Raw genomic sequence first — 16,734 nt, forward strand, 5'->3', positions numbered from 1 at the left:
AACGTACTTGAACTACCTGGGGAAGCCGTTCGACGCCGTCGTTGCGGACCAGGTCGAATTCCTGACCCGCCACCTCCTGAACAACCGACCCGTCCGTTCCGGATTGAAAGGATTTTCCATGTCCAAATTCCCCCTCCACCTGGTTCCTTCTCGCAGAGCGCTGACGACTGGGCGCTTCATCGTCGCGGCCACCCACTTGTTCACCCCGCGGCTGGCCGCGCGGGTTTTCCAGCTCACGGCTAGCGGTACCCCCGCGATCCCTTATGCGCGGATGTTCGCGATCCGCAACGCTGCTCTCGGGCTTGGACTGCTACGGATGGACGGTCTCACCCGGCCCCAGCAGCAGCAGTTTCTTGCGGTGAACATCGTCATGGACTCGGTCGATGCCGCCGCTTTCCTGGCCGCGGGCCTGCGGGGCGACGTCAGCCGTAAGTCGACCATGCTGTCCGCCGCCGTGGCTCTTTCTGCAGTTGTGGCCGGTACCACGGCCCTCATCGAGCACAAGCAAGCGGCCGCCCAAGAAACGGAGCCAACAGCGACGGCACCATCGGACAGCGACTGGAAGTGACCGCACCGGCGTGGTACCGCAGCTGACCCACCGCACCGCCTCCATTGGCTGGAGGCCGCCGAGGACGGGTTGGCGGTCTCTGTCGAGTTCAGCATCAGTCCCGATGTCAATGCCCCGGTTTCGTGGAGACCTTCCTATGCAGCCAGCTCCTCTGTGAAGCCGGGCCAGTAGCCGTGTTCGTAGTCGATCGGGCTCTTCCAGCCGCACACGCTGTGTAGCCGACGTGCGTTGAGAAGCCGGTGATCCACGTGGCGATCTTCAGTCGGGCCTCGGTACAGGTGGCGAAGGGGGGCCGTGGATGTACTCGACCTTGAGCACGCTGTTGAACGCCTCGCTGACGGCATTGTCGAAACACGGCGTGCCCCGGCCCGCGGACTGGGTCACGCCGTGTTTCCGGCAGGTCTGGCGGAAGCGGCGGGAGATGTACTCGCTGCCGCGATCACTAGGGAAGATCACGCACTTGACCTCGCCGCCGCGGGTGGCGACGGCCATGTGCAGGGCGGCGACGATCAGTTCGGCGTCGTGGAGTTCGCCCATCGCGTAGCCGAGCAGGCGGCGGCAGAACAGGTCGATCACGGTTATAGGCAGAGGTTGCCCTCACCGGTGTCGATCTCGGGCATGTCGCCGCACCACACCTGGTCCGGTGCTCGGCGGTGTAGTCCCGGCGCACGAAGTCCTGGGCGGCTGCCCGCCGTCCGGGCCTGGTCAGGCTGCGGCGCCGGCGGATCTCACCGCCCGGCCGGGGGCACTCGACGCGGAGAGCGAGAACTTGCGCATCACCCGCAAGACCCTCCTCGACATCCCCGCACCGGCCCCCACCGACGAACCGGCCCGACCCGACGTCCCGGACCACCCGGCCTACCAGTAGATCCTCACCACCTTCGCCGACACCGGAAAGCCGCTGCGTGCCCGCGACCTCTGCCAGGCCCTCGATCTGCCCATCGTCCCGAAGAACACCGAAGGCATCCGCTCCAAGCTGAAACGCCTGATCACACGGGGCATCCTCACCGAACCCGAGCCCGGCCTGTTCGCTCAGCCCTGCCCCTGACCGTCCACTCGCCCCGCCGACCAGGGCTCCGAACCCAGGCCCAACCCCGAAACGGACATCAGCTCACATCCCGCACTCTCAGTTCCTCATGCTCGGCGGTGGTCAACCCGTCGTCCCGCTCGCCGCGGTCGACCTCGGCCTGGCGGACCCAGCCGCGCGGAACTCGTGTCTGTGCGGCTTCGGACGGCTCAGATCTCCTGAGGCTTGTAGGAGCTGGGGTCGCGCAGGATGACGCGGCGCAGGAGGTCGACGGTTTTGGTGACGCCTTCGACGGGGGCCACAAGGACGTCCTCGTGCTCGATGCTCAGGACGTCGTCGTAGCCGGCTCGGCGCAGGGCGAGGCAGAAAGCGCGCCAGAACGCGTCGTCGTGGCCGTAGCCGAGGGTGACGTAGTTCCAGGAGCGTTCCTTGGCGGCCATGACGGGCAGTGTCTCCAGTCTGCTGGTCAGGGCCTGGCGGGAGGGTTCAAGACGGGTGTCCTTGGCGTGCACGTGGTAGATCGCCTCGCCCAGGGTGTCGATGGCGGCGAGCGGGTCGGCGCCCATCCACATCAGGTGGCTGGGGTCGAAGTTGGCTCCGACCACGGGCCCGACCTCCTCGCGCAGGCGCAGGAGGGTGGGGACGTTGTAGACCGCCTGGTGGGCGTGCATCTCCAGAGCGAGTTTGGGCACGCCCCGGTCGCGGGCGTGGGTGACGAGGTCTCGCCAGTACGGGAGTACGGCTTCGGTCCATTGCCAGTCGAGGATCTGTGTGGTCTCCGGCGGCCAGGAGACCGTGATCCAGTTGGGGTTGGCGTCGCCCGGACCGCCAGGCAGCCCGGACATCATCACCACGCGGTCGACGCCGAGGAGCGGGGCGAGAGCGATCGTCCTGCGCGCGACCTGGTCGTGCTCGTGGCCGCTGGGCCCGGGGTGCAGGGGGTTGCCTGAGCAGGTGAGGGCGCTGATGGTGAGCCCTCGGTCGGCGACCTTGGCCAGCAGTTCGCGGCGGGCGCCGTCGCTGTCGAGAAGCCGGTCGATGTCGATGTGCGGGGCGGTGGACCAGGCGCCGGTGGCGAACTCGACGTGGTCCAGGCCGAGTTCGGCGGCCAGGTCCAGGGTCTCGTCGAGCGTGAGCTGCCCGACGCTGTCGGTGTTCAGGCCGATCTTCATAATGCCTCCTGTCTGTCTGCGGCGTCGTAGGCGGGGAGCGGTCGTTCCCCGGTGGTTCGGTGCGCCGGCGGTGGGGGTCAGCTGTAGAAGGCGGGGCGGTCGGCGAGTTCCACCTCGACGCGGCCGCCCTCGGTCTGGGCGCGGATGCCCGCCTCGCAGACCGCGGCCACGGCGTAGCCGTCCCAGGCGCTGGGGCCGGTGACCTCGCCGCGTCGGGTGGCGTCGACCCATGCCTGGACCTCGCGGTCGTACGCTTCCTCGAACCGCTCGACGAAGCCGGGGGTGACCGTGCCGCCCCAGCGTCCGCCGGTGCTGACGAGCATGTCGTGCAGGTCGCCGATGCGGGCGGTGCCGTGCTCGCACACCGCCTCGGACTGGACCTGGTAGCCGTAGCGGGCGTTGACGTAGATCTCGACGTCGACGAGGGCGCCGCCGTCGGTTTCGAAGACGACGAACTGGGGATCGGCCAGTCCTTGGGGCGCGTTGCCGGAGGGCCGCGGCCGCATGACGGTGACGGAGGTGATCTCCTGGGCGAGCAGCCAGCGGGTGATGTCCATCTCGTGGGTGACGGAGTCGTTGATGAGCATGGCGCTGGTGAAGTCCGGCGGGCAGGACGGGTTGCGGTGCCGGTTGTGCAGCATCAGCGGCCGGCCCAGTTCCCCGCTGTCCAGCAGCGCTTTGAGTTTGAGGTACTCGTGGTCGTAGCGGCGCATGAAGCCCACCTGCACCCGCCGGTGCCCGAGCCGCTGCTCGGCCTCCAGCACGCGCAGGGCGGAGGCGGCGTCGGGGGTGAGGGGCTTTTCGCACAGGACGGGCAGGTCGTGCTCGAACGCGGTGAGCAGGGCCGCCTCGTGGGCGATGCCCGGGGAGGCGAGCACTACGGCGTCGACGTCGGGTGAGGCCATCGCTTCGGCGACGTCGCCGTAGGCCGCGCATCCGTCGATGTCGGCGGCGACCGTCTTGGCGCGATCGATGTCGACGTCGACGACGGCGGCCACATGGGCGCCGCTGGTCACGTCGCTGATCCGGCGTACATGGTCGGCGCCCATGCGGCCGGCGCCGATCACGGCGACTCCAAGGGAGGCGTGGTGGGTCATGTGGTTCCTTGCCTAGGGGGATGGGGGCGGCGGTGACGGACAGCAGTGGGCCGGCCGGACCCACACGGGTCCGGCCGTGACCCGGGTCGTACGCGTCACCGTGTTCCCTTGGCGGCGAACGCGGCGACGGCGGCGACGTTGGACTTGTCGACGAAGGCCGGGCCGGTCAGCACGGGCGCGACGCCGCCGCCGCTGTAGTTGCCGTTGTTCTTGTAGAGCCAGAGGGAGTCGACAGCCAGGTAGCCCTGCAGGTAGGGCTGCTGGTCGACGGCGAACTGGATGCTGCCGTCCTGGATGGCCTTCACGAGGTCCTTGTTGAGGTCGAAGGTGGCGACCTTGGCCTTGCTGCCGCCGTCGGACACCGCCTGCGTGGCGGTCAGCGCGACCGGGGCGGCGAGGGTGACGACGTAGTCGATGGAAGGGTCCTGCTTGAGCTTGGCGGTGACAGTCGACTTCACGGACGGCATGTCCGCGCCGTTGACGAACAGGTTTTCCGTCGTGCCCGAGAAGCCCTTCTTGACGCCCGCGCAGCGTGCCTCGAGGGCGACCTGGCCCTGTTCCTGAATGACACAGGCGACCTTCTTGGCACCGAGAGAACTCAGCTTCTTCCCGACCGCCTCGCCCGCGACGGTCTCGTCCTGGCCGAAGTACTCGATCAGGCCCTGCTTGTTCCAGTCGTCCACACCGGAGTTGAAGCCGACCACGGGTATACCGGCCTGCACCGCCTTGGCCACGGTGTCCCTCATGGCATCGGGCTTGGCGAGGGTGACGGCGATGCCGTCGACCTTCTGGTCGATCGCGTTCTGCACCAGGTTGGCCTGGTTGCCCCCGTTCGGGTCGGAGGAGTAGACCAGCTTGATGTTGTCCTTCGCAGCGGCGGCCTGGGCGCCCTTGCGGATGGTGTCCCAGAACGTGTCACCGGGGACGGCGTGCGTGATCATCGCGATGGTCATGCGGGGCGTGGTGGCCTTGCCGGCAGAGACGCCACCGGCGCTCTCCTCCGACTTCTTGCCGCCCGAGCTGCTGGAGCAGCCGGCGACCGTGAGGACGGTACTGGCGGTCAGGGCCACCAGGACGGTGAATCTGCGGGAGCGGGAGGGAAGCGAGCGGTTCATTTCGGCACCTCACTGTGCTGACTTGCGGGAAGGGTGATCCACCAGCGAGATGCAAGGCATCCCGTCGTGGGTCGGACGGGGAGTTACTGGGTGGCCGGCTGTGCGGCTCGGGGTGGGGATCAGAAGGTGAACGCGGCGCGGAACCGCTCCATGGCGGTGTGACTGTCACCGGAGGGCCATGCCTCCAGGGCGACGGTGCCGTCGTAACCGAGGTCGGTAAGGGCGCGGGCGACGGCCGGATAGTTGATCTCTCCGGTGCCGGGTTCGCGGCGGCCGGGCACGTCGGCGACCTGGATCTCTCCGATCAGCCCCGCACCGTGCGCGCGGCGGACGAGCTCGATGAGGTTTCCCTCGCCGATCTGGGCGTGGTACAGGTCCAGATTCATCCGCAGGCCGGGCCGATCGACTGCCGCGACCAGGGAGAAGGTGTCGGCGGCCTTGGCGAACGGGACGCCGGGGTGGTCGACGGCGGTGTTGAGGTTCTCCAGGGTGAAGGTGACGCCCGCGCTTTCGCCCAGTTCGGCCAGGCTGGTGAGCGTGCGGTGGGCGGTGAACCACATTTCGCCGGTGGCGTCGCCGGTCACCGGCACCACGGGCAGTCCTTCGCCGTCCAGGCCGGTGCCGTGCAGGTTGAGCCGGGGCAGCCGAGATGCTCGGCGGCCTTGATCGACTCCTCGGCTGTGCGCAGGAGTTCGGCTGCGCCGTCCGGGTCGGTCAGGGTGCCGCGGACGTAGCCGGTCACCGAGGAGAACTCGGCGGGGGTCTTGGCCAGCGCGTTCAGGTCGTGCCGGGTCCAGTCCCAGATCTCCACCTGGAAGCCGGCATCGTGGATACGCCGGGCCCGCTCCTCGATCGGCAGGTCCCGGAAGACCATCTCGGCACAGACCGCCAACGTGTACATCGCAGCTCCAGACTTATAACGTTCTAAGAGAACAGGAGCAGTACGCCAGGCACCGGGCGGCCTGTCAAGGGTTTGTGCGGACATTTGATTTATAACGTTGTAACAACGTTGACCAGTGTGTGTCCTGCTTGGCTCGGTCTACGATCACCTCGGAGAAGACCCTCGAGCAGGAAGGCCGACGGTGCCATCGCGCTCTGCCGTACCGGACGGAAAGCGGCCGACGCTCAGCGACCTCGCGGCGCGGGCAGGTGTCTCCGTGCCGCTTGCCTCCATGGTCATGCGCGGTGCCAAGGGGCCCAGCGCGGCAAGTCGCGAGCGCGTGCTGCGGGCCGCGCAGGAGATCGGCTACCGGCCGGACAGCAGGGCCCGCCTCCTGCGCAGCAGCCGCTCGCACCTGGTGGGAGTGCAGTTCGACCTCCAACAGCCCTTCCACGCCGACATGGTTGAGGCGCTCTACGCCGCGGCGGGAGCGGCCGGCTATCAGATCGCGCTCAGCGCCGTCGCCGCGAGCCGCAGCGAACAGGAGGCGGTGGAGACGCTGCTCGCCGACCGCTGCGAGGCGTTGATCCTGCTCAGCCCCCATGCCCCGGCGGCCCGGCTGGCAGAACTCGCGGCGCAGCTGCCCGTTGTCTCCGTGGCCCGCCGGCTGCGCCCGCTCGCCGACGGCGTCGACGTCGTCCGCGCGGCCGACGACGAGGGCGCCCGACAGGCGGTCGACCACCTCGTGGCACTCGGCCATCGCGACATCGTCCACATCGACGGGGGCAGGGCACCGGGCGCGGCGGACCGGCGCCGCGGCTACAAGTCGGCCATGAAGCACCACGGCCTCACCGACCGCGTCCGCCTCGTGCCGGGCGGGCTGACCGAGGACCACGGCGCGGCAGCCGCACGAAAACTCCTCGCCGAGGCTGCCCGCCCCACCGCTGTCCTCGCCTTCAACGACCACTGCGCGATCGGCGTCCTCGACACCTTCCTGCGCGCCCGTATCCCTGTGCCCGACGAGATCTCGGTCGTCGGCTTCGACGACAGCCACCTCGCCCGCCTCGCCCACGTCCAACTCACCACGGTCGGACAAGAAGCCCGCCAGCTGGCGCGCCGGGCCGTGAGCCGGGTCGTTGCCCGGCTGGAGGGTGGGGCGACGGACGACGAACGAGAAGTTGTCGTCACACCACACCTCGTCCTGCGAAGCACCACCAGGTCGCCTTGCCACTCCTGACCCGCACCGCTCCAGTCCCGGCTCGTTCTAGAGGGCGTCTGAAAAGCCTGTCAGTGGGCAAGTTGCCTGGTGGCGGGGTGGTGCGCACTTTCGGGGGGCTGGGGTGTGCGGGCTGCGTACCCGCTACTCGACGGATCTGTCCGATCCGGAGTGGGAGATTCTCTGTCCGCTGGTTCCGGCGGTGAAGCCCGGTGGACGACCGGCGAGACACACCAGGCGGGAGATCCTCAACGCGTTGGCGTACTGGCTGCGGGCCGGCTGTGCCTGGAGGCTGTTGCCGCATGACCTGCCGCCGTGGCAGACCGTCTACCACTACTGGCTGCGATGGCAGCAAGAAGGTGTGTGGGAGCGGATGTTGACGGCGCTGCGCGAGCGCGAGCGGGTGCAACTCGGCCGTGATCCCACGCCCAGCGCGGCCATCGTGGACAGTCAGAGCGTCCGAGCCAGTGAGCGCGGTGGCCTGCACGGGTACGACGGCGGCAAGAAGGTCAGCGGCATCAAGCGCCACCTGCTCGTCGATACCCGCGGCACGGTCCTGGTGGCCTGTGTGAGCTCGGCAAGCGTCGGCGATCGCGACGGCGCCGTGGTGCTGTTCTCCCGGGCTGTTGGTGCCTTTTCGCGTCTGCGGCACGTTTGGGCGGACCAGGGATACCGCGGCGCCGACTTCCACGCCTGGGCCCGGGAGGCCACCGGTATCGCCGTGGAGGTCGTACAGCGCCGCGACGGAGGATTCCGCTCGGCCTGGACTCGGGTGGGGGCACCGCCTCCGGCAGTGCCCCTCTTCTCGGTGGTCCCGCGGCGTTGGGTGGTAGAGCGGACGTTGTGCGCCACGAGGCGCTCTGTTTGTATCCCCGGTTCAGCCGGGAGGAACTCGGAGGGAGGTTCTTGGGCCTGATGGCTTACCTGGATCCGAAAGGTGAAGGGGACAACAGCATGTCAGGAAACCAGTGACCGGGCTCAGTTGTCGGAGACGGTGTGCTGGGAGGCCCGCGCGATATGGCGAAGACTGGATTGTTTGAAGCCCAATCTCCAGCAGATGCAAGTTCTCATCCGCCGGAAGGACAGCTGAAACCGGCGCCGCACCCTGCACGGGGTTCGATCGTGCCCCCGTGCACCTCCGGGGTGCGGAGCGATGCCCAGCGAGGGCATTCAAGGAGATGAGTGGGACGCCTAACTCGCGCTAGAACGTACAGACAGAGACGAACGTGGGATCGCCTACGGGACGCGAGTCCTATGGCGACGGAGGCCCCGTAGTAGTCGCCGGAGTCACGACCGGCCAGGGAGGACGGGAAAGCCGTCCGCATCGGGCGAAGGGGGCCAGGTGACTCGGACACACCAGACGCGGGAGGTATGCGAAATGCAGATCGCCGCAACGGCGCTGTGTGTCCTGCGCGAGCAGCCTGAATCGCTCACGCTGTAGTCACTGGAGAGCCGGATGACGGGAAACCGTCACGTCCGGTTCGGCGGGAGGCCGCGCGGAAAAGGACCTGCCACGGCAGCCCCCTCACCGCGCGGCCGACCCATCCGCCTGGCTGGGACGGTGCCGTCGCCTGTCGAAGGACTACGAGTACCTGCGCGTGTGTTCGGAGAACGCCATCTACCTCACTATGGCCATGCTCCTCGTGCGACGCCTCGCGAGATCAGCCCACTGACAGGCTTTTCAGACGACCTCTAGTCGGCCCCGACCACCGCGATGTCGTGCGGCGACCGCGCATCGATTTCGTAGTGGGTGCCGAACTGGCTGCTGAAGCCGATCACTCGCACCCTCTGCCCCTGCTTCAGGCCGGAGACGTCGATGCCCGTCTGCACATTGACGAAGACCGGCACGGGGCCCGAACCGTCGTCGACGGACAGCTTGTACCCGTAGGGGAGGTCGCTCGTGGGTGCTTGAGTGATCCTGCCGACGACCTTGACGAGCCGCCCCTCGGTGGCCTCTCCGACCCCGGCAGTGCCGACTCGCTCCGGTTTCACCGGCCGGCCCTTGTGACCGAGCTCGACATCGCAAGGATCTGCCGGGACCAGGGTCAGCAGTCCGGAGCTGTCCCGCAGCGTGCCGGTGATGCGTGCGCGCCGATACGGGTACGCATGCACGTCGCTGTGCAGGCTGACGTAGATACCGGCGGTCCTGTCCTGGAGCCCGAATCCCTTGTCGCCGAAGCTGGATTCGAAGGCACCGGAGGGAGTCGTCACCGAGCCCGCCACGGTGACCACTGTCCCGACCGGCAGGCCGCGGGCCTGGGCGATCGAGATCGTCTTCGCCTGCGGTGCGGCGACTGCCGAACCGGTCCCCAGCACGGGCGCCACCATCAGGGCGAGCAGGGGTGCGAAGAGCAGCATGAGAAGCCGACGGGTCAGGCCCATGAATGCACTGTCCTTTCCGAAAACCGATACCTCCCAAGTGTGCGTGCACACCGCGCACTTCACACACACGCGCCGACCCTCGCGTGACGCTTGGTCAGGGCCGAACGCTGTGTGTACGTGCCACCTGGAGTGACAGGTGTGGCACTCATAGTCTTTTTCTCGGGGTGGGGTAGTTGCGTCCTCGCGGTACGCGTGCGTACACACAGCTGAGCATGAAGAGACGGGCGTGGCTGACGATCGGGGCGGTGGTCCTGGGCGGCGGTGGCGCCGTGACGTATGCCGTCGCCAGTCCGTCCTCCAGCCACGGGACCGAGGGACAGGCCAAACGGCCGGTGAAGGTCTGGGACCTGGCGCTGAAAAGCGCCGCGGGCGGGAATGGGGAGCTGCCGCGCACGGACACCAAGCAGTTCTCGATGCTGGGCGTCTCCTGGACGGGCGCCACCAAGCGGCTGCAGGCGCGGCCCAGGTGCGCACGCGCGACGCCGTGACCGGGAAGTGGACCGGCTGGCAGGACCTCGATGCGAACGTCGACCCGCTGCCTACGCCATCCCCTGTCGCCGCAGCCGTCGCCTGCAAGGAACTGGCACCCAGGAGGTGGTACGCCCACTCAGCCGCCCCTTGCGCACGGCAATATAGCGGCGGATCCCCGGTTACCGAAACCGGGGATGCGGCCGCATCCTTGGAGATCCACCGCCACCCCTGACCGCCACGTCGAAGGGAACCACCACCAAAGTCAACAACTTCAAGCGGGCTCCCGGCCGCCCAAGGCCGGAGCGGCGTACGCCTGCTACGCCGCGGCGTAGCTGAGACGGAACAGCTCCTGAGCGGCTCCAGATCCCGCTCCGTGCGCGGCTGCAACTCCAGGTCACCCGTGCCGTGGTGACCGAGCCCCGTCACATCCCGGGTAAAGCCGGGAATCAGGTCGACCGACTTCGGGTCGGCCTTGAGGTAGACGAGGAGCTTGGTCTGCTGCGGCGGGCACACGCATGCGAAGTTCCGCAGCCGCTGGTAGACCAGGTACTGCTTGCGCTGGACACGGGTGACCCCGTCCCCCAGGCCGAGCAGCACCTCGTCGACCGCCTCAGCCAGCTCTGCCATAGCCACGCCCTCGCTCCGGGCCGGCGGCAACCCTGCCGTGCGCCGGCGCAGCCGCCTGGCCGTGACCGAGTGCCCTGTGACAGAGGCCACCGTCTCAAGCCCGATCAGGTCGTTGCCGAAGTACCGGTAGCGGACCAGGTCGATCGAGCGACGGTGCTCGCGTACGGCATGCGCGTCGTAGCGGGTGAAGTCGCCGACCACGCAGATCAGCCTGGGTGCGCTCCACAGGATCTGGGACGCGGCCGTCACCCCGAGCCGGTCTCGGACCAGGTTCCGGAACGCGTCCTTATGGTTCCTCAGCCAGGCCATGTAATAGAGGCCCTGGTTGATCACACCTGCGTCGGTGCCGCGCCTGTACTCCACATTACCGACCGCAGGAGCCCGGATACCGGCTCTGAACTGCGACGATTCATAGAACACATGTCCGTGACGCTGACTCGACGCCGGTCGGTGTCGCTCATCCGGCCTGACACTCGACGGCCTCGTCAGCCGGGCGGGCCATGGCGTCGGATTGTCTGGGCTTGGTCATGGACGTGTTGATGGGGCGGCAGCCGATAGCCCGGGCAAGGTGCCGACGAGGCTGAGGAGTCCGTGCAGTGCCGGTGTGGCATCCGCGGAAGGGTGGACCAGGGCGAGGTCCACGGTGGGCATGGGTGCAGTCACATGTTTGAGCCGGACTCCTGGTATGCGCAGTGCGCGGGCACGTCCCTCGGGCACCGGGGCGATGCCGGCGCCGGCGGCGACGCTGAGGAGGAGTTGCTCGTCGTCGGGTTCTTCCCGCACGATGCGCGGCCCGTGGGCGGGCCACAGCTGCCGGGTGATCAGGTCGTGCATTCCCGGGGCGTTCTCGCGCGGCCAGAGGATCACGGGTTCGGCGGCGATATGGCCGCGGGTGATCCTGCGTTCGCGGGCGAGGGGATGGCCCGCGGGGACGGCCAGGAGGAGTTCCTCGCGGGCGATGTGCCGGCACTCCAGCCCCGCGTTGTCCAGCGGGGGACGGACGAAGGCGGCGTCCAGCCTCCCGGCGAGCAGTTCGGTGATGTTGTGTGCGGTCCACCCGGTCCGTACGACGAGATCGACCTCCGGATGGTGCGTACGGAACGCGGCGATCAGCGCGTCGACGGGACCGCCGCGGGCCGATCGCGTCAGGGCCAGGCGCAGCTTTCCCTGCCGTCCGCTGACGGCCGCCCGGATGCGTTCCTGTGACGCGTCCGCGTGGGCCAGCAGTTCACCGGCTTCGCGGGCCACGACCTCGCCGACGGCCGTCAACCGGCAGCCCCGGCTGCCGCGTTCGAGCAGCGGAGCGCCGATGCCCCGCTCCAGTGCCTTGATCTGCTGGCTCAGGGCAGGCTGGGCGATGTGCAGCCGATGCGCGGCCCTGGTGAAGTTCAACTCCTCCGCCAGCACCAGGAAGTACCGCAGCCTGCGCAGGTCCATCCCCCAACGATAAGTGTTTCTTATGGGATTGGCCATGACTGGTCTTGGACAGTGCGCCAACTCCCCGCCGACAGTGGAACGCACACGGTTCGGCGATCAAGGGGGAGGCATGGGAGACAGGTTCGACGCGGTCGTCGTCGGCGCCGGGGTCATCGGGCTCACCACCGCGCTGCGCCTGCAGCAGGCCGGTGCCCGCGTCGCCGTGCTCACGGCCGAGCCGTCGGACGAGACGACGTCCTCCGTCGCCGCGGCCGTCTGGTACCCCACCCGCACCCGGTTCGAGCCGCGCGTACTGGACTGGGCCACCCGCACCTACGCCGAGTTCGCCCGCCAGGCGGCGGACGGGGTACCCGGCGTGGTCATGCGCCGCACCCGGATGCTGCTGCGCGGCCGGAGTCACGACGTCCCCTGGTGGGCCTCGGCCGTCCCTGACCTGCGCAACCTGCGCGCAGACGAGGCACAGAGCCCGTTCACGGACGGCTGGGCGTTCACCGTTCCGACCGTGGAGATGTCCCGCTACCTGCCCTGGCTCCAGCAGACCTTCGCCGCGGCGGGCGGCACGCTGATCCGGCGTCGTATCGACGCCCTGGAACAGGCGGGCGTATGGGCTCCCGCGGTGGTGAACGCCTCCGGCCTGGCCGCCCGCGCCCTGTGCGGCGACACCGAAGTACACCCGGCACGAGGGCAGTTGGTCCTCGTCGCCAACCCTGGGCTGCACACCTCCCTGCGCGACGAGGACAACGCCGAGGGCCACACCTACATCCACCCCCGCAGCACGGACGTCGTCCTCGGCGGCACCTTCGAGGTCGGCGAGTGGGACACCACGCCGTCCCCGACGACCGCCGCCTCGATCCTGCGCCGCTGCACCGACCTGCTGCCGGAACTGGCCGGCGCCCCGGTCCTCGGCCACCGGGTGGGCCTACGGCCCTGGCGAGACGGCGGCGTCCGCCTGGAGGCCGACCCGCACCCGCACGGCCGGGTGCGACGGCTGGTGCACAACTACGGCCACGGGGGCGCCGGCGTCACCCTGGCCTGGGGCTGCGCGGACGCCGCGACCGCCCTGGTCGCCGGGGCCGTCCGGCCGGGCTGAGTCGCCGCCGCTCGCAACTCCCCTTCGTACGGCCCCACACGTACCCCTGCTCCGCTCGTACTGATCCCTCTTCCCCAGGACTGGATGTACGCCGATGGATTCCGTCGAACCCTCAAACATCGCCCCTCCCGCCTCGGTGGCCCCTGGGACAGGACCACACCCCGGCCGGCCGCCGGTCAGGCCCCCGGCCAGGGTTCGGCGCCGCACGCTGCTGCTCGCCGCGCTCGGAGCGAGTGCCGCGGCCGCCCCGTTCGTGATGCTGGAGGCGAGAGCCAACGGCCCCGGCCCCCGCGTGACTGTGTTCACGATCCCCGACGGCCACGCCGACAGTGTGGCCTTCAGCCCGGACGGCAAGACGCTGGCCGCCGGACTCTCCGGAGTCCAGGGCATCCGCAGCACCCTGCGGCTGTGGGACGTGGCCAAGGGCACGGTAACCACCCCCTGGCCCGACCAGATCGAAGACCTGGCCAAGGTCGCCTTCAGCCCGGACGGCAAGACGCTGGCCATGACCGGCTTCTCCTCCGTGTCCCTGTGGAACCTGGCGGACCGCGGCGGCATCGCGCTGCAGCATCCCGGGCCCACCCTGGACCTGGCGTTCGCCCCGGACGGCAAGACCCTGGCCACCGGCTGCCGCGACGGCGCGGCCCGAGTGTGGGACCTGACCACCGGCACGGTCACCAGCACGCTGACGACTCAGGGCATGGGCGAGGTCAACGCGGTGGCGTTCAGCCCGGACAACCTGACCCTGGCCACCGGCAGCGCGGACGGCACGGAAAACCCGGTGCGGCTGTGGGACCTGTACAAACGCTTGGTCGACGTCACCCTCTCGACCCCCCACCGGCCCGGCTTCGAGCCTGTCGCGTTCTCTCAAGTGGGCGACATGGTGGCCACCGGCGGCGGCGACCACCTCGTGCGTGTGTGGCACGCGTCGACAGGCACCGCCCCCACAGCCCTCACCGGCCATACCGGCCCGGTCACGACGGTGGCGTTCAGCCCGGACGGAGACACCCTGGCCACCGGGAGCGAGGACAAGACCGTGCGGTTGTGGGACACGAGCACGCTCGGCGTCTACCACCTCGACACCCTCACCGGCCACACCGACAAGGTCACATCGGTGGCCTTCAGCCCGGACGGCAAGACGCTGGCCTCGGCCGGCCTCGACCGCACGATACGGCTGTGGCCGCACCGTTGATCCCGCCCCGACCACGCACGACTCCCCCGGAAACCAACCCGATCGACCATGGGCGGTACCCAGACATGACTGTCCGAGATGCGAAGCCCGCACACAAAACGATGCTGCGCGGCAGAGGCGGAACCGCGCACCTGCAACGGGACAGCGTCGCGCTCGACCGGGCGGGGATCCGACTGGTCATCCCCCTCGAAGCGATCCAGAGCGTCCATGTCACCAGGGGCAAGCGCCCCACCGCCGAGATCCGGCTGAACTCGACGGCCACCAAAGCCCGGCCCACCATGCTCTGCACGATCAGCTCCCGCGACACAGAGAAGACAAAGGCGTTCGCACGCGCCGTCAATGCGGCGCTCCCGCAGCGGGACAAGGCCGAAAGACACGTCGACGGCGCGGCCCTGGTGAAGGCGGAGAAACGCTTCATCGGACCCTGGACACCACGCGCCCTGCTCCCGTCCAAGGAAGCGTCATGGGCCAGCAGCGTGCTCGCCTGCCTCTTCGTCCTCGGCCTGCTGCCTCCCGTGCAGGCGGGCGACGGGCGCCTCACCCAGTTGTGGATCGGCGGCTTCGTGGGGACCCTGATGGGCTGTTACGTCGCCCACGGCACCTGGCGCGCCACGGTGACGTGGTGGCTGCTGCACCGCTACGGCGTGACGACCGAGGCCAGATGCGCGAGCTACTACCCCGGCTCCGACGTGAACACCCCGGGAACCATGGTGTTCTCGTTCACCGACACCAGCGGCACCGATCACACATTCGAACGCACGGGCTGGACCACAGGGCTCGACAAGAGGATCGCCTACGACCCGGCCAGACCCGACTTCGCCAGGGGGCCGGCACACCCATGGGCCAGAATCCTGCTCCTGCTGCTGCGCCTCCTGCTCGGCGTGCCGGTCATGCTCGCCATGGCAGCCTTCCTGGTGTGGTACTTCACCACCGCGATGCATGCGTAGAGCTCGTAAACGATCCGCGCCAGCGTCCAGCACTGATCCCTCCAGCCGCAGTCGGCCGGTCCGACTTCCAACACCGCCTCCAGAGCGTGCAGTTGACCGGCACTGAGCTTGCCGCTTGCGCCGCCAGGCCCCTTGGAGACCAGTGCCTGTCGACCGCCTGAAACCAGGGCACGGCGCCAGCGGTTCGCCGACATCCGAGTCACCCTGAACCGCAGGGCCACCTCCTCCCGGTCACTGGCCCCTGCCTCGATCAAATCAGCCGCTGCGAGCCGGACTCGCTCACGCCGAGCCCGCTCCTCGGCCGTCAGCCCACCACCATCGGCATATCTCATTCCTCCGGCATAGCGCGGCCGACACCAACCGTCACGACCCGACGTAACCCGCACCGTTAAAGATCTTTAGAAGGCGTGCATGAGCACTTCTGAGCCGTGGGTGCACTACCGCGCGCCCCAGTCACGGGACTGGCCGGAATGATTCTGCTGGCGCATAGTCAGGAATGTCGGAACGGTTCACAGGAATCGTCCGGCAGCCACTGCCAGACGGTGAAAGCGCATAACTCGATCACGTGCCACGACGTGATGAACCTCAAAGTGAAATCAAACGGGAAAGGTGCTTGCAGCCCAGTTCACCACGAGGTTGGAAATTCATGAAGGCCGAGTCGCGAGTGTGTTCTGTCATTGATGTAGGCAATGGTTGCGGTGCAGTCTTTTCCTGCGATATTGCGGGCACCGAAGGCCGTTTATGGTCAACCATCCGAGAGTTCACTTGGCATGCCAGGGAAAGGCGTATTATGTTCCGTCGGCAAATATTCCGGATCGCCGGTGCGGTTGTCGTGTCGGTAGCCGCGTTGACCGTGAGTGCTTCCGCGGCGAGCGCAGACGAGGTCGCGTGTGTCGGGGCGCAGGCGAACGTCAACGACGTAGACGTCAACACCGGACTACAGTGCGTCGTGCTCCCGCTGTGATCGGGACCTGAGGATCCCATCGACCAAGTCGCGGCTCCTCACGCGTGACGAGCTGGACTGGCAGCGCCTTGTCGCTGATCACCGGAATCAGTGTGTGGCGACAAAGGGAGTCCCTGTTCGTTGAACAGGGGCTTCTTGGCGTGCCGGGGCGTGATCGCAGAGAGGGAGGGGCATCCAAAACGGAAGTGCGACCGTGAGCCTTTTCAGCACGTGGGACACGGAGGGGCTGCATCGACTGGTCCATGGCGAGTGTGGACTCCACCGTGTGCCGCGCCCGCAAGTACGCTGCCGGCGCACGCAAGCAGGCACAACCGAAGTCCGATAACCCGATTCTGGACCGAATTCGCGTTCCCCGCCCGGCAGGCGGGCACCCGCGCACCCGTCGGACCATCTGAGTGGCGGAACGGCATCACACATTATGCGCTCGCTGTGGGGGCTTTCCGATGGAACGGCAACGGTTTCGCTACGACCGGTCTGACCTGGCAATCGTCCAGGCATGGCCCGATTTGACGTCTTGTCTTGTCTGGTCCTGTCCGGCGCTGTCGGCCC

General features: G+C 68.4%; 16 protein-coding genes and 1 pseudogene. 8 read left to right on the forward strand and 9 right to left on the reverse strand.

All coding sequences use genetic code 11. The features are described 5' to 3' along the window. Positions 1 to 7: 7 nt before the first annotated feature. Positions 8 to 568, forward strand: a complete 561-nt coding sequence (locus EDD92_RS01320) for a hypothetical protein (RefSeq protein WP_221268063.1) — start codon at positions 8 to 10, stop codon at positions 566 to 568. A gap of 258 nt (positions 569 to 826) precedes the next feature. On the opposite strand, the gene EDD92_RS01325 is transcribed toward EDD92_RS01320, so the two are convergent. After that, positions 827 to 1,144, reverse strand: coding sequence for a DDE-type integrase/transposase/recombinase (locus EDD92_RS01325; protein WP_123962471.1), 318 nt, complete (start codon positions 1,142 to 1,144; stop codon positions 827 to 829). A 67-nt stretch (positions 1,145 to 1,211) separates the two neighbouring features. Here EDD92_RS01325 and EDD92_RS01330 point away from each other — a divergent pair, with 67 nt between their 5' ends. Beyond that, positions 1,212 to 1,436: a hypothetical protein gene (locus EDD92_RS01330; protein WP_123962472.1), complete on the forward strand. Its 225-nt coding sequence runs from the start codon at positions 1,212 to 1,214 to the stop codon at positions 1,434 to 1,436. 368 nt (positions 1,437 to 1,804) lie between these two features. Here EDD92_RS01330 and EDD92_RS01340 read toward each other — a convergent pair whose 3' ends face one another. The 5 genes from EDD92_RS01340 to EDD92_RS50755 form a co-directional block, all read right to left on the reverse strand. Further along, positions 1,805 to 2,767: a sugar phosphate isomerase/epimerase gene (locus tag EDD92_RS01340; protein ID WP_123962473.1), complete on the reverse strand. Its 963-nt coding sequence runs from the start codon at positions 2,765 to 2,767 to the stop codon at positions 1,805 to 1,807. 77 nt (positions 2,768 to 2,844) lie between these two features. Continuing rightward, positions 2,845 to 3,864 carry a Gfo/Idh/MocA family protein gene (locus EDD92_RS01345; RefSeq protein WP_123962474.1) on the reverse strand — a complete coding sequence of 340 codons (1,020 nt, stop codon included), beginning with the start codon at positions 3,862 to 3,864 and terminating at the stop codon, positions 2,845 to 2,847. A gap of 95 nt (positions 3,865 to 3,959) precedes the next feature. After that, on the reverse strand, positions 3,960 to 4,979 hold the full coding sequence (locus EDD92_RS01350) for a sugar ABC transporter substrate-binding protein (RefSeq protein ID WP_123962475.1): 1,020 nt from the start codon (positions 4,977 to 4,979) through the stop codon (positions 3,960 to 3,962). A gap of 119 nt (positions 4,980 to 5,098) precedes the next feature. Next, a complete protein-coding gene (locus EDD92_RS50750; RefSeq protein ID WP_260326268.1) occupies positions 5,099 to 5,572 on the reverse strand; it encodes a TIM barrel protein in 474 nt (157 codons plus the stop codon). Further along, on the reverse strand, positions 5,560 to 5,880 hold the full coding sequence (locus EDD92_RS50755; protein ID WP_260326269.1) for a hypothetical protein: 321 nt from the start codon (positions 5,878 to 5,880) through the stop codon (positions 5,560 to 5,562). The genes EDD92_RS50750 and EDD92_RS50755 overlap by 13 nt, the downstream gene beginning before the upstream one ends. Before the next feature lie 181 nt (positions 5,881 to 6,061). Here EDD92_RS50755 and EDD92_RS01360 point away from each other — a divergent pair, with 181 nt between their 5' ends. Further along, positions 6,062 to 7,096, forward strand: coding sequence for a LacI family DNA-binding transcriptional regulator (locus EDD92_RS01360; RefSeq protein WP_123962476.1), 1,035 nt, complete (start codon positions 6,062 to 6,064; stop codon positions 7,094 to 7,096). Between the two features lie 103 nt (positions 7,097 to 7,199). Continuing rightward, a complete protein-coding gene (locus EDD92_RS01365; protein ID WP_221268065.1) occupies positions 7,200 to 7,991 on the forward strand; it encodes an IS5 family transposase in 792 nt (263 codons plus the stop codon). A 776-nt stretch (positions 7,992 to 8,767) separates the two neighbouring features. On the opposite strand, the gene EDD92_RS01370 is transcribed toward EDD92_RS01365, so the two are convergent. After that, on the reverse strand, positions 8,768 to 9,457 hold the full coding sequence (locus EDD92_RS01370; RefSeq protein WP_123962477.1) for a hypothetical protein: 690 nt from the start codon (positions 9,455 to 9,457) through the stop codon (positions 8,768 to 8,770). 212 nt (positions 9,458 to 9,669) lie between these two features. Between EDD92_RS01370 and EDD92_RS01375 the strand changes: the two genes are divergently transcribed. Further along, positions 9,670 to 9,945 carry a hypothetical protein gene (locus EDD92_RS01375; protein WP_123962478.1) on the forward strand — a complete coding sequence of 92 codons (276 nt, stop codon included), beginning with the start codon at positions 9,670 to 9,672 and terminating at the stop codon, positions 9,943 to 9,945. A 299-nt stretch (positions 9,946 to 10,244) separates the two neighbouring features. Here the strand turns inward: EDD92_RS01375 and EDD92_RS50445 are convergent. Then, positions 10,245 to 10,918 (reverse strand): annotated as a pseudogene (locus tag EDD92_RS50445) (DUF5655 domain-containing protein); the annotation flags it as partial. A gap of 162 nt (positions 10,919 to 11,080) precedes the next feature. Next, complete coding sequence (locus EDD92_RS01385) at positions 11,081 to 11,992, reverse strand: LysR family transcriptional regulator (RefSeq protein WP_260326270.1); 912 nt, start codon at positions 11,990 to 11,992, stop codon at positions 11,081 to 11,083. Positions 11,993 to 12,101: 109 nt separating this feature from the next. On the opposite strand from EDD92_RS01385, the gene EDD92_RS01390 reads away from it, so the two are divergent. The 3 genes from EDD92_RS01390 (at position 12,102) to EDD92_RS01400 (ending at position 15,221) form a co-directional block, all read left to right on the forward strand. Continuing rightward, the gene (locus tag EDD92_RS01390) at positions 12,102 to 13,082 is read left to right on the forward strand and encodes an FAD-dependent oxidoreductase (RefSeq protein WP_123962479.1); all 981 of its coding nucleotides are present in this window, start codon (positions 12,102 to 12,104) and stop codon (positions 13,080 to 13,082) included. Positions 13,083 to 13,374: 292 nt separating this feature from the next. Then, positions 13,375 to 14,274 carry a WD40 repeat domain-containing protein gene (locus tag EDD92_RS01395; protein ID WP_185123891.1) on the forward strand — a complete coding sequence of 300 codons (900 nt, stop codon included), beginning with the start codon at positions 13,375 to 13,377 and terminating at the stop codon, positions 14,272 to 14,274. Between the two features lie 101 nt (positions 14,275 to 14,375). Then, positions 14,376 to 15,221 carry a hypothetical protein gene (locus tag EDD92_RS01400; protein ID WP_148096470.1) on the forward strand — a complete coding sequence of 282 codons (846 nt, stop codon included), beginning with the start codon at positions 14,376 to 14,378 and terminating at the stop codon, positions 15,219 to 15,221. Positions 15,222 to 16,734: the final 1,513 nt, after the last annotated feature.

The organism is Streptomyces sp. TLI_185 (genome assembly GCF_003814765.1).
Taxonomy (GTDB): Bacteria; Actinomycetota; Actinomycetes; order Streptomycetales; family Streptomycetaceae; genus Streptomyces.